Annotated in this window: 5 protein-coding genes; all 5 read left to right on the top strand. The window is 76.8% G+C overall.

Annotated elements, in window-relative coordinates; all coding sequences use genetic code 11:
* The first annotated feature begins 127 nt into the window (after positions 1–127).
* The 5 genes from ACIGXE_RS17980 to ACIGXE_RS17960 all read left to right on the top strand — a co-directional run bounded on the left by ACIGXE_RS17980 (position 128) and on the right by ACIGXE_RS17960 (position 13,602).
* Positions 128–994, top strand: a complete 867-nt coding sequence (locus ACIGXE_RS17980) for a DUF4132 domain-containing protein (protein WP_399748362.1) — start codon at positions 128–130, stop codon at positions 992–994.
* Positions 991–5,904, top strand: coding sequence for a DNA-binding protein (locus tag ACIGXE_RS17975; protein ID WP_399748361.1), 4,914 nt, complete (start codon positions 991–993; stop codon positions 5,902–5,904). Before ACIGXE_RS17980 ends, ACIGXE_RS17975 begins: the two co-directional genes overlap by 4 nt.
* A gap of 284 nt (positions 5,905–6,188) precedes the next feature.
* Positions 6,189–7,343, top strand: coding sequence for an AAA family ATPase (locus ACIGXE_RS17970; protein ID WP_399748359.1), 1,155 nt, complete (start codon positions 6,189–6,191; stop codon positions 7,341–7,343).
* Positions 7,340–11,545 carry a DUF5682 family protein gene (locus tag ACIGXE_RS17965; protein ID WP_399748357.1) on the top strand — a complete coding sequence of 1,402 codons (4,206 nt, stop codon included), beginning with the start codon at positions 7,340–7,342 and terminating at the stop codon, positions 11,543–11,545. Before ACIGXE_RS17970 ends, ACIGXE_RS17965 begins: the two co-directional genes overlap by 4 nt.
* Positions 11,542–13,602, top strand: a complete 2,061-nt coding sequence (locus ACIGXE_RS17960; RefSeq protein ID WP_399748355.1) for a hypothetical protein — start codon at positions 11,542–11,544, stop codon at positions 13,600–13,602. The genes ACIGXE_RS17965 and ACIGXE_RS17960 overlap by 4 nt, the downstream gene beginning before the upstream one ends.
* Positions 13,603–13,721 lie beyond the last annotated feature (119 nt).

Raw genomic sequence — 13,721 nt, 5'->3', positions numbered from 1 at the left:
TCCGGGGGCCGATCTGCGTTGTCAGTGGCCCTCGTTAGTCTCCTCACATGTCGCAGCTCAGGGGCTTCCTGCCCCTGGTTCGGGCTGCGCCGGCATCTGAGGGACGAAGGGCGGAGGGGCACGGCTGATGGCGTGGCTGGCAGCGGGTGAGGGGTACGAGATCACCCTCGAGGACGGGCGTGTGGTCGCACGGCGCGTCGGGGGACGGCAGTTGAAGACGCTGCCGAAGGCGTTGCGGGACAGTCCCGAGGTCGACAGACTGCGGCAGCTCGCCGAGTGGCTGGACCGGCACGCGGCCTCGTGCGTGACCCAGGTGGACGCCTGGATGGTGTCGTCGCTCCCGGTTCCGACCGAACTGATCGCCCGTGTGTGGCCGGACGAGGCCTGGCAGGCGGCGCTGCGCGACATGGCCGTCGTGGGCGACGACCCGGACGAGGTCGGCTTCCTGCGTGACGTCACCGCCGACGGCGAGCTGAAGGTGGTCGACCTGGACGGCGAGACCGTGCGGCTGTCGCCGCGCACGGTGACGCTCCCCCACCCCGTGCTCCTTCCGGATCTGGACGACGTACGGGACTTCGCCGCCGACCTCGGCATCACCCAGAAGGTGGAGCAGATCCACCGGGCCACCTGGGCCAGGCCGGAGGGGCCGGACGCCGCGCGTCCGGAGACGGCCACGGAGGTACGGGACTACGCGGGCGGGAAGTTCGCCTCGCGGTTCGGTCTCGCCGCGCGCGCCACCGGCCTCGGCTACCGGGTGTCCGGTGGCTACGCCACGTGCAAGGTGCGCGACGGGGGCCGCAGCACGGAGGCGTCGGTGTGGATCGGCGAGCCGTACTGGGACGGGGAGTCCGAGACCGGCGCGCTGAGCTGGCACGACGAGGACGGCCGCGCGGTGCGGCTGCACGAGGTCGGGCCGGTGGCCTGGTCCGAAGGAATGCGCATGGCCGCCGCGCTCTACGCCGGCCGCACGATCGAAGAGGGTGGGGACGCGTGACCGGCACGGGCGACAACGACAACAAGGCGCTGCTCGCGGCAGGGGCGGTGCTCCCCGCCGACGCGCGGGGAGCGGGCCCTTCGGCGGTCGAGCTGACCGCGCGGGCCTACCGTCACGCGGTGCTCGGCGAGGACCGGGTCGTCGTGCGGCTGGCCGCGGCCGAACTCGGCGCCGCCGAGGACCTGGCCGCCGGCTTCCTCGGCCTCGAACCCCAGGGCGAGCCGGCCGTCGTCGGTCTGGGCCGGCGCCAGGAGCTCGGCTTTCCCGAGTGGGTGCTGGTGCACCGCCCGGAGGACGGCCACCACGCGCTGGCGGTCGTGCCGGAGCTGGACCGGCTGGCCCGGCAGGCCAAGAGCAAGCCGAAGGCCGCCCTGGACGCCTGCCACGAGCTGGCCGGGCGGCTCGCCTCGGCCGTCCCGCACTTCCTCCCCGTCTTCTACGAGCAGGCGGCGCGGGTCTTCCTGCGGGTCGAGAACCCCACGTACGCCGGCCAGCTGTTCGGCCGCGCCCGCACGAGCGAGGCGCAGCACGGGCTGACGGTCGACGAGGACCGGCTCGACGCGGTGTTCCTGGAGTTCGCCCTGGCCGGCGCGCTGCCGGTGAAGGTCCTGACCGGCTACGGCAAGGACCTGTCCGCCCGGCTCGCGCCCGTCGAGGCGTACGAGCGGTTCCGGCGGCTGTGCGTGCGTCGGACCGCCGGAGGTCTCGCGCCCTCCGCCCAGGCCGCTACGGAGCTGAAGCGGCTCGCCCGCGCCGCGGCCCTGTCCGGCAACGAGGCGGAGCAGGACTACCTCGCCGAGCTCCTGCCGCTGCCGGCCACGCTGCGGGCCGCCGCCGGCTGGTGGAAGTCGCACCGCGGCGCGCTGGTCGCGCTGGCCCGGCGCGTTCCGTCCGTGCGGGGCACGCTGCTGTCGATGACCCCGCCGGGGGACAACGGGGACATGAGCGAGCTGTGGCTGGGCATCCTGACGGAGTCCGGCGCCGTCGCCGGCCTCGCTGACGCGGACCTGCCGCAGGAGGAGCAGTGCTCCGACGGCGCGGCGGGCTGGCTGGAGCGCTTCCACGCTGCCCGGCACCGCGGTTGGGGGCCGCGTCCCACCCAGTCGGGCCTCCTGGAGCTCGTGGAGCGGGTGGCCGGCCGGCTGCGTGCCGACCTCGCGGCGCGGCCCGAGGGCGAGCGGTTCCTGCGGATCGGCGTCGAGGACGTGAACCTGCTGGACCTCCTGCTCTCGCTGGAGATCCCGGTCGCCGACCCCGAGGAGCGGCCGGCCGGCAACCGGCGCGGCGACGCCATGAACCTGTCGGACTGGGCCCGCGGCGAGAACCCGCGGGATCTGGTCGCGCTGGCCGCCGACCCGCGCTTCCGGCCCGCCTTCCGCCGTGGGGCGAACAGCTACAACAGCGCGTCCTCGGGTGCGGACGTGATGCGGCGGCTGGCCGCCTCGGCCGGCGGGCGCCCGATGCTCGCCGAGTGGGTGCGCGAGGTGGCCGACTCGTCGGTGGCGGCCGGACTGCCCGGACTGCCGAGTGCGATCGAGCGGCTTTCGTGGCTGCCTTCCGAGGCCCTCGTCCTCGCGCCGCGGGAGGTCGCGGCCGCGGCGGGCGCCGATCTCGGCGAGACCGTGGCGCGTACCCTGCGCGGCGGCCTGTGGGAGGAACTGCGGTGGCCGGCCTGGGAGGAGGCGCTCAAGGAGCTGTCCCCGGGCCACCAGGGCACCGCGGGCCTGACCGTGTCCGAGGCCTGGCCGTACCTGATCGTGGCCAACGCGACGCAGGCACGCGTCATCGACGCCGACTCCACCGTCCTCGTCCACGATCTGCGGGTGCCCTCCACGTCGGTGTGGCGGACGGGCTTCCACTACGTGGACGGCGCGCTGCTGGTGTTCTGGAGCACGTACGGCCGTGGCGAGCCGCAGGGCTACTGGCACACCTCGCCCGACACGGTGTTCGCCCTTGACGGTATGGACTACTGGACGGCGCGTTCGGAACACCCCAGCCTGCAGCTGCCCGGCGGCGGCCGCACCACCGGCGGCGGGGTCCTGCACAGCGGCGACACGAAGCTGCCCGGGGAGCGCGCGCTGCTGTCCGACGGCACGTCGTACTGGGTGTGGCAGAACGGTGACGGGCAGGACAAGGGCGGCTGGCTCGAGTACGACCCCGTGGGCGGCTCCTACGGCCGGCGCTCGCAGCCCGGCTTCCTCGCCGACGCGCTGCGGGGGCACGCGCCCGGGGCCGCTTTGTCCGCCCACTCGTCCTGGCTGCGGCCCGCGCCGGCGGTGGAGGGTTCGGCCCAGGGGACGTCCGCGGACGGGCTCCTCGGCTGGCGTGTCGTGCGGCTGCCCGACGGTGGCCTCCACGGCGAGGACACCACCGGACGGGTCGTCACCCTTCGGAAGGGCGCCGGTGCCCCGGTCGCCGCGCTGACGTTCCCGGGCGACGACCGGCCGCGGGCGCTGACCCGGCAGTGGCGCGAGCTGTCGCTGAACGACCCGGAGGGCGTGGTCACGACCACGGCCCAGTGCGACCACCGCAACGAGCTGTACGGGACGGCCGGGCACGCCCTGCCGCCGCTGCCGTACCTGCACATGCTGCGCGCGCGTGATCCCGAGGGATCGGCGGCCCTGCGGGAGGCCGACGCCGAGTCGGCCGGGGTCCTGCTGAAGGCGGCCGTGGCGGCGGAGCGGGCGGCGGACCTGCCCGAGCTGGTGAGCGCCGCGCTGCCGCAGGTCTCGGCGCCCGAGCTGATCGCCGGCGTGGTGAAGGTGCTGCGGTTCGCGGTGCGGCAGCGGAAGGCGCTGGACGCGGTGGCCGCACGGCTCGATCCGGCCGGGCAGCCCGCGGAGGTCCGTGTCCAGGGCCCGAGCGACCAGCTGCTCGCCAAGGCGCTGCACGGGATCGTCGGCACCGGCTACTACCACTACGGCGCGGACAGCGACGTGACCCACCGTTACCTGGAGGCGCTGGCGTCCGTACGGGCGGACACCGCCGCCACGACGCAGCCGGGCCGGCTGCACTTCGACCTGCCGTCGCTGCCGTACACCGGACTGCCGTTCGTCTCGCTCCTGGACGAGCCCGCCGCGCTCGCCTACCGGGCCGTCGCGCCCGGCAGCGACCCGGCGCACCGGGACGCCCTGCTCGCCGTCCTCGGCCAGGTCGACGCGCTGGGGCTGGCCTCGACGGCGGCGTCGGCCGGTCACTGGCGCCAGGTCGTGGTCCACCTGACGGAGCCCCACCTGCACACTCCGGACGGGCAGGCGCGCAACGCGTCGCACCGCAGCGTGCTGCCCCTCGGCGGTGGCGCGGCGCTCGGCTTCACCGAGCACAACGCGAGCGTCCCCGACGGGCGGGAGTTCGGTGCGCTGTTCCACGACCCGAGCGGGCGCTTCGAGGTGCCCGGCCCCTACACGCTGCGGGGCGAATCGCCGGTGGGCGACCGGACGCGCGGCGCCGACTGGCTGTCCGCCTTCCTCAAGGAGGCGCGATCCCGTGCGGAGGCGCCCTTCCTGGCGGAGGCCGCGGACGAGTTCAGCCGGCTCACCGGCGTGTCCGGGGCACTGGCCCGGATCGTTCTCGTGGGCATGCCCGACGTGGACAGCTGGCAGAACAACTTCCTGCCGGCCGAGCTGCGCAAGACGCTCGGCCTGAAGGTGACCGAGGCGGGACACGCCCGCGACGAACTGCGCGCGCTCACCGTCGAGGTGCGTCGAGCGGTGCTCGCGGCGCTCCTGCCCGCCGACCCGGCGCGGCTGTGGAGCGAGGGCCCGGACGTGGCGTCGGCGGCGGCCGTGTGGAACGAGAAGGTGGGACGGCGGCGGCAGGTGCCCGACTGGCTGGCGGCGGAGGCCGCGCGCGCCGCCCGCAGTGGCTGGCCCGTGCACCGGGCGCTCCCCGCGCTGCTCGACCCGGCGTCCTCGCCGGAGCTCGGCGTCGACGTGCCGTGGCACATCGAGGGCGACCATGCGGCGACGGTGACTCCCACGGAGGCGCCGTTCACCTCGGCTGTGCTGGCCGGCTCGATGAGCCTGACGGCCTGGCTGGCCCACCGGCTGCCCGCCGGCGACCCGGTGCGGGCGGCGCTGCCGGGTGCGCTGACCGCCGTGCGGCAGCGGTTGGCGGCGCCCGAACTGCTGCTCCCCGTGGGGCACTACACCAGCCTCGCGGACTTCCGGAAGGTGGCCGGGGCGCCGACGGAGACGGCTCCGGACCACGAGCGGTACGGCGCGGTGCTCATGGCGACGCAGGACGGCCAGCCCCGGCCGGCCGTACGGCCCGCCCTGCTGGACTCCACCGGGTCCGACCCCTATCTGGTCGCGCTGCGCGGCGCCGATCAGCAGCCTTCCGGGGTAGAGACGGCCTTGCGGCGGGCGCACGACCCGGCGTTCGCACGGCTCCTGGCCGACCCGGGCGCGCCCGTGGCCGGCGAGGCGGACGACGAGGGCATGTGGTGGCCGCAGGATCCGTCGCGGTCGGTTCCGGAGCTGGTGGCCGAGGTGTCCGAGGCTCACGGTCTCGGCGCCGACGCGGCGACGCTGTACCTGATGCTGCTGGCCATGCCCGACCCGACGGACCGCAACACCGCGCGGTGGACGGGCTGGAAGCCGGCCCGTCTCAAGGCGGCGCGGGCCGAACTGGCGGACGGCGACCTGGTGGTGTCGGCCGTACGGGCCCGGGCCGGCCGCTCGCTGTTCCTGCCCGGGGCCTGGGCCGAGCAGTCGTCGCCCGTCCTGCCCGTCGAGCAGTGGAAGCTGCCGATGTACGGCGTGGTCGCGGGCACCCGCCCGGTCCTGGGCGCTCTGGTGCCGATCGAACCGGCCGCGGAGCTGTTCGCCCGGGCGTGGCAGCGGATCCTCGACGGCGACGTCCCGCGCTTCGAGGAGCTGAAGGTCCGGCGTACGAGGCGCCGCCGCTGAGGGCGTGCCGTTGGTGGCCCCCGCAGATGGCCTCGAAGGCATCTGAGCCGACGCTCTTGGGGCCGCCGAACGGCACCGAGCCAGCTGGGCCGCCGCGGGGGGGCCGAGCGGCCCGAAAGCCACCTGAGCCGCCTCGGGGCGCCGAACGGCACCCGAGCCACCTGAGCCGCCGCTGACCGGCCCCTCCCCCGCGCCGGCACGGCGCGGCGCGCCCTCCCCGGGTGCGCCGCGCCGGCCACCCGTCCCCGTCCGCACGCATGTCGAACCATGACGAAGGAAACCGAATGACCGTCACCGAACAGACCGCCCCGGCCCGGCAGGGCCAACCGGCCGAGGAGCGCCACGCGGCCGAGCTCGCCTTCCTCGCCGCCCAGGACCCCGGCCCGCGGCCGCCCGGCTGGGCGCTCACCCCGCGCGCGGTCGTCACGTTCGTCTGCGGCAGCGACGGCGTGGAGCTGGCCCTGCCCGGGCGGCGCGCCGGTCTGCCGTCGAAGCTGGCGATCGCCCCGAAGTTCGTCGGCGAACGCGCGCTGGTCGAACGCTGTGTGGTCACCCTCGCCGGAGAGCGCGGCCTGCTGCTGACCGGCGAGCCCGGTACGGCCAAGTCGATGCTGTCCGAGCTGCTCGCGGCCGCCGTCAGCGGCACCAGCGCGCTGACCGTGCAGGGCACCGCGGGCACCACCGAGGACGCCTTCCGCTACGGCTGGAACTACGCCCTGCTGCTCGCCCAGGGGCCCACCCCGCAGGCCCTGGTGGACTCGCCCGTCCTCGCCGCCATGCGGGCCGGTCAGGTGGTACGGGTCGAGGAGATCACCCGCTGCCTGCCCGAGGTCCAGGACGCCCTCGTCTCCATCCTGTCGGACCGGCGGATCAGCGTGCCCGAGCTGACCTCCACCGAGGACGCGGTCGTCCGCGCCGCCCCCGGCTTCACCGTCATCGCCACCGCCAACCTGCGCGACCGGGGCGTCTCCGAGATGTCGGCCGCGCTGAAGCGGCGCTTCAACTTCGAGACCGTGGACCCGATCGCCGACGCCGACGCCGAGGCGGTCCTGATCCGCCGCCAGGCCGTCGCCGCCGTGCAGCGGGCGGGGGCGGCCTTCGCCGTCGACGACGCCGTCCTCGACGCCCTCGTCACCGTCTTCCGCGACCTGCGCTCGGGCCGCTCCACCGAAGGCTGGGACGTGGAGCGACCGGGCACGGTCATGTCCACCGCCGAGGCCGTGCAGGTGGCGGCCTCGCTGGGAGTCGCGGCCGCCTACCTTCCCGACGGCGACGTCCTGGACCTGCTGCCGGGTCATCTGCTGGGCGTGGTCCGCAAGGACGATCCGGCCGACCACGCGCGGCTGCTCGGCTACTGGGACGGCCCGGTGCGCCGCCGCGCCGAGAGCGGCTCGGCCATGTGGCGCCGGCTCTGGGACCTGCGCGGGAGCCTGCGTTGACGACCGTCGATCCACGGGCGGCCGTGGAGGCGCTGGCCGCGTCGCGCGCGCCGTACCTGCTGGGAGTGCGCCACCACAGTCCGGCACTCGCCGCCGTGGTGCCCGCCCTGCTGGAGGAGGCACGGGCCGAGGTGGTCTGCGTCGAGCTCCCGGCCGACTTCCAGCCCTGGCTGGAGCACTTGGCGGACCCCGAGACCGTCGCCCCGGTCGCCCTGGCCGGGGCGAGTGAGGACGGACGACTGTCGTTCTACCCCTTCGCGGACTTCTCTCCGGAGCTCGCCGCGGTCCGCTGGGCCAGGAGCCGCGGGGTCGAGGTCGTGTGCTGCGACCTTCCCCTGGGGGACCCGGGGTGGTCGGCGACGGAGACCTCCGGGTCGACGCACGAGCCGGACGGGACGGGGGCCGTACGGCCGGACGCCGGTGCGGCGTCGGGTGACGGGGCGGCGGCGACGAATGCCCGTACGTCCGGAGGTGGCGGGGCAGCGTCGACGGGTGCGAGGTCGGCGGCGGGCGACGGTGCCGCGTCGGCGCATGCCGGTACGTCCGTGAGCGACGGGCCGCCGGCGGCGGGTGCGGGGTCGGCGGCGGGCGACGGTGCTGCGCCGACGGACGCCGGTGCGTCCGTGGGTGACGGGGCGCCGGCGGGGGCCGCCGGCAAGGGCGGACCATTCGCCGATGCCGACGCGTCCGCGAGCGACGCGACGGCGTCGGCGGGGGCCGATGCCTCTGCGGATGGCGCGGGTTCTCCTGACGTCTGCCCCGGCGACGGGAAGGCGCGGGAGCGGCGTTCGTACGCCGAGGCGCTGGCCGCCGCCGGGACCGGCCGGGACGGTGACGACCTGTGGGACCGCGCGGTGGAGGTGCTGGCGCCGGGATGCGCCCCGGACGCGGTGCGCCGAGCCGCGCTGGGCGTGGGCTGGGCGCTGCGCGCCGACGCCGCCGTGCCGGCCACGGACCTGGCGCGGGAGGAGCGGATGCGGCAGGTGATCGCCGCCGCCTCGGCGGACGGCCGCCGGGTGGCAGCCGTGATCGGAGCCTTCCACGCGCCCGCGCTCCTCGCGTGCGCGCAGGCGGGGGCCGGCGCGGGCACCGAGGCGGATGCGGATACGGGCGCAGGCGCGGCTTCGGAGACCGAGGCAGATGCGGGCACGGACGCAGGCGCGGCCTCGCGGACCGAGGCCGAAGCGGGCACGGACGCAGGCGCGGCCTCCGAGACCGCCGCGTCCCGAACGGACGCGGCGACGGCGGAGGCGGCCGGCAGGAACGGGCACGTCGGGCGTGCGGGGAGCGAAGGCTCGGCGGTGACCTCGCTCGTCCCGTACTCCTTCGACCTGCTCGACTCCCGGTCGGGCTACCCCGCCGGCATCCGCGACCCGTTGTGGCAGCAGGCCGTGCTCACCGCGGCGGGCGACCCGGAACGGATCCGGGAGGCCGCGGCACACGCGGTGACCGGCCTGTGCCGGGAGCTGCGCCGCGCGGGTCACACCGCGGGAACCGGCGAGGCCGCCGAGACCCTGCGCCTGGCGTGCGACCTGGCGGCTCTGCGGGGACTGCCGGCGCCCGGGCGCGGCGAACTCCTGGAGGCCGTCACCACCGTCCTCGGCCAGGGCGAACCCCTCGGCCGGGGCCGGGCGCTGGCCCGCGCGATGGAGGCCGTGTTCGTCGGTGCCCTGCGCGGCCGGATCAGCCCGCACGCTCCCCGGTCCGGGCTGGGCCCCTCGGTCGAGGCCGAGCTCGCGGAGCTGCGACTGCCTCGCCCGGACGACCCCGACCGCCGCGACCTGCGCCTCGACCCGCTTCGTTCGCCCCTGGACGGCCGCCGCGAGGTGCTGCTCCAACGCCTGCTGGTGATCGGCGCCTCGTACGGGGAGCCCCTCGCCGTGGCGAGCACGGGCGACGGCACCGCGCTCGGTACCAAATGGCGCGTGACGTGGACGCCGTCCGTGCCCGCGCGACTCGACCTCGCGGGAGTGCGCGGGGTGACGGCCGCCCAGGCCGCCGCCGGGACGCTCTCCGCGACCGCGCGTCGCGAGGCCGCCGAGGGCGGCCCCACCCCGGACCAGATCCTGACGGGGCTGGCCGCCGCCGCGCGCTGCGATCTGCCCGAACTGGTCGACGCCCGCCTTCTTGAGGCAGCCGCCGTGCTGCCCGGCAGCGCCGGCCTGCCCGAACTCCTCCAGGCCCTGGACCTGTTGGAAGGACTCCAGCGCGGCCATTACCCCGGCACGACACAGGCCGCCCGCACGACGGCCGGCACGCTCGCCGAGGAACTGCTGGAGGCCGCCGTCCGTTCCCTGCCCGGTCTGGCCGGGAGCGACCGCCCCGACGACGCCGCGGCGCTGGTGTCGCTGGCCGACCGGACCGCAGCCCGTCACCTCGGCCTCCGGCTGGACCGGTCCCTCGCCGAGCTGGCCGCCGAGGGATCGCCGCTCATCCAGGGGGCCTCCCTCGCCGTGCGGGTGCTGCTCGACCTGGACAACGCGGCCGCCCTGGGCGAGCGCACGGCCGGCTGGATCGACGGGGCCACGGCTCCCGACACGCGCCGCGCGCTGACGAAGCGTCTCGCCGGGCTGCTCACGGCCGCCGGACCCCTGCTCCAGGCGTCACCGGACGCGCTGGCCCCGCTCATGGACCGGGTCGACGCCCTGGCCGACCAGGACTTCCTGGACCGGCTTCCGGCCTTGCGCGGCGGCTTCGACGCGCTGGCCCCGGCCGCGCGCGACCGGCTGCTCACCACCGTGACGGAGCGGCTCGGCGACCGGCTGGACCTGTCGCTCGACGCCCCGCCGGAGCTGCTCGCCCTGTGGGCGGCGGCCGACGCGGCCGGTGCGGCCGCGCTGAAGGCGCTGGGCCTGCCGGGCACGGACGCGGCGGACGGCCCCAGCCACTCGCCCACGTCCACGCGCTCCGCCGCGCCCCCGCCCCCGTCCTCCTCCGACACCGCCTCCGCCTCCGATACGGCCACCCATACCGCAACCGGCCCCGCGCCCGCGCCCGAAGGTCCCTTCACCGGGACTGCGGCCGATGCGGCCCCCGGTGTTCCTTCGGCGGACGCCGCTGCCGCGGGCGACGCGGACCGGCGGCTCGGCCGTGCCGACCGCTGGCGGCTGCTGCTCGGCCGCCACAAGGAACGGCTCACCGGCGACGCGCGCCGCTACGCCCACGCCCTGGACGAGCTCTACGGCCGGGGGCGCGGCGAGGGCGCGCAGGACCTGGACGGCGGTCCGGCCGGTCAGGGCGGCGGCCAGGACCCGAGCTTCCCCACCGCCCGGGAATGGGCGCAGGAGCTGGAGGCCCTCTTCGGCGCCGACGTGCGCGAGGAGGTCCTCGCGGAGGCCGCGGACGCGGGACGTTCCGACGTGCTCGCGCAGCTCGATCCGGCGGCCGTACGCCCGTCGGTGGAGCTGCTCGGTTCGGTGCTGTCTCTTGTCGGCGGCATGCCGGAGGCCCAACTCGCCCGGCTGCGTCCGCTGGTGAAGCGGCTCGTCGACGAGCTGGCCCGGGAGCTGGCGACCCGCCTGCGCCCGACGCTCTCCGGTCTGGCCACCCCGCGCCCCACCCGGCGGCCCGGCGGGCGCCTGGACCTCGCCCGTACCCTGCGCGCCAACCTCGCCCACACCCGACGCACGGAGGACGGCCGGCTCGTCGTCGTACCGGAGCGCCCGGTGTTCAGCACGCGGGCGAGCAAGGAGGCGGACTGGCGCCTGATCCTGGTCGTCGACGTCTCCGGCTCGATGGAGGCCTCGGTGATCTGGTCGGCGCTGACGGCGGCGGTCCTGGGCGGGGTTCCGACCCTGTCCACGCACTTCCTGGCCTTCTCCACGCAGGTGATCGACCTGACGGACCGGGTCCAGGATCCGCTGTCGTTGCTCCTGGAGGTCCGGGTCGGCGGCGGTACGCACATCGCGGCCGGTCTCGCGCACGCGCGCTCGCTGGTCACCGTCCCGAGCCGCACGCTCGTCGTCGTGGTCAGCGACTTCGAGGAGGGCGCACCGCTCGGCGGGCTGCTGGGCGAGGTCCGTGCCCTGGCGTCCTCCGGCGTCCATCTGCTGGGCTGTGCGGCACTCGACGACACCGGCACGCCGCGCTACTCGGTGTCGGTGGCACGCCAACTCGTCGCGGCCGGCATGCCGGTGGCCGCCCTCAGCCCGCTCGCCCTCGCCCGCTGGGTGGGCGACCGCCTCCGTGGAGAACCCCGTTGAGCACCGAACTCCTGCCCCCCGTCGCCCCCGACGTCCTTGCCGACGCCGTGGAGCAGCTCAGCGCACGGCTGCGCAAGAAGCTCGACGCGGCGATCGCGGACTGCGCCGACCGGGCCGCCCCCGGGGCCGACGGGTCGGTGGAGGTCCGCTTCGGCGAGGACGCCATGGTGACGCTGCGCCCGGGCCCGTCCGGCGCCGTCACCAGCGCGGAACAGGCCGCGTGCAGCTGCCTTCTGGCCCCGCGCTGCCTGCACCGTGCGGCGGTCCTGGGCGCGGCGCCCCTCGCCGACGGGGAGGGGGAGGTCGACGGAGACCCCGGCCCGGACCCGGGTGAGGCCACCGCCTGGGGCGGAGACGAAGCCGAGGGCGCAGGCCCGGGCGAAGCCGTCGGCTCGGGCGCGGGCTCCGATACGAACGCCGGGTCCGGAACGGGCTCGCCCCGTGCCGCCGACGGCGCGGCGCCCACCGCCTCCGGAGCGCCCGTCGAGACGTCCGCGGACCAGGCCCCAACCCGGCCGCACGTCGAGACGTCCGCGGGCGGCCGGCGCCCCGCGGCTCGCACGGCCCTGCCCGTTGCCGGCGCGGCCCCGGCCGTGGGCGCCGCGGCCGCGGGCGTCGCCCCGGCCGCCCTCACCCCGGCGCAGACCCGCGCCGCCGCGGCGCTGTGGGAGGCCGCCGCCGAGGCCCTGTCCGCAGGCGTCACGGCAGGGGGCGCGGTGGTGCAGGCGGAGCTGCTCCGTGCCGCTCACACGGCCCGGCTGGCCGGACTGCCGCGGGCCGAGGCCGCCGCGCTGCGCGTCGTACGGGGTCTGCGAGCCGCGCGGGAGCGGAAGGAGGGACAGCGCCTCGGGGACCTGGCGGGGGCCTTCCGTACGCTGCTGGCCGGCGCGGCGCTGCTCGCCTCGGGATCCGCCGACGCGGATGCGGCGGGCTCGGCGCGCCGGTTCTACGCAGAGGGCGGCAGCCTGCGGGTGTACGGCCTGTGCCGGGAGCCGGTGCTGACGGCGACCGGGTACGGCGGTGTGACCACGCACCTGGTCGACCCGGACGGGACCGGTTACACGGTGTCCGACGTGCGCCCCGGCGGTCTCGGCCGCGTGAAGGGCGCGGGGTCGGCCTCCGTGGCCCTCGGCGGCGCCGTCCTCGACCACGCCGGACTGGCGCGCGGTGGCCTGCGGATCGTCGGTGCGACTGTCTCGGCCGACGGACGCCTCGGGGCGGGGCGGGGCGTCAGCGCGACGCCGCTGCGCGGGGTGGACTGGTCCGAGGAGCCCGTCGCCGCGCTCTTCGCCCGGCCGGTGCGGGAGGCGATGGCCGCCGTACTGGCGGATGGCGCATCCGAGGCGGGCGGGCCCGACGGAACGGCGACGAAGCTGCTGGGCTGCGACGTCGAGGTGATCGGAGCGACCGGCGACTGCGTCGTCGTCCGCGTCGCCGGGGAGGGACCGCTGCTGCGCCTCCGCCCCGCACACCCCCATCCTGGACTGCCGCACACCGCCAACCTGCGCCGGATCGCCGAGCACCCGGGGCTCACGCTGCGCGTGCTCGGACGTCCCGACCTGGACCGGGCCGCGACGCTCCGGCCGCTGGCGGTCGGGCCGGTGCCGGGGGCGCCGGCCACGCTGCGGCTGCCGGACGCGTGGAAGGGCCGTGCCGACCTGGGCTACGACCGGCTTCAGGGCGAGCACTTCCCCCGCGAGACGACCGGAGCCGCGGGCCGGGGCCTGGTGACCGCGTTTCCGGACCCGCTGGCGGACGCGCCGCTGTGGCGGGTGAGACGCCTGCTGGAGACGGGCGTGGCGGGCGGTCGCCGCGCCGTGGCGGAGGCGGGCCGGGGGCAGGACGCGGCCTCGCTCGCGGCGCGGCTGACGCGGGCGGGCCTCGGCGGCGCGGCGCACCTCGCGCAGGCCCTCACGGCGGAGGCGGGCCGCCGTCCTCGCGACGCCTTCGGCCGCCTGACCGACGCCTCGGCCGACGGCTACGCACGGGCCTGGCTCGCCTCGGCCGTCCACCTGGCAGCCGCGGAACGCTCCTTGGTGGCCGCGTCCTGGTCGTGAGCGGCGTGGGGGGCGCCCCCCCCCCCCCCCCCCCCCCCGCGCCGGCCGCCAAGGCACACCCCCCCCCCCCCCAGCACAGGCCCGCGGTCGACCGCCCCCCACCCCACAACGCGCCGCGC

The organism is Streptomyces sp. NPDC053431, from assembly GCF_044544925.1.
GTDB lineage: Bacteria > Actinomycetota > Actinomycetes > Streptomycetales > Streptomycetaceae > Streptomyces.
Note: the sequence above shows the minus strand (reverse complement) of the source record. Positions and strands in the feature narration are given on the sequence as shown.

Coding starts and splice junctions, on each gene's coding strand:
- ACIGXE_RS17980 (WP_399748362.1), top strand. CDS start 128: ATGGCGTGGCTGGCAGCGGGTGAGGGGTACGAGATCACCCTCGAGGAC.
- ACIGXE_RS17970 (WP_399748359.1), top strand. CDS start 6,189: ATGACCGTCACCGAACAGACCGCCCCGGCCCGGCAGGGCCAACCGGCC.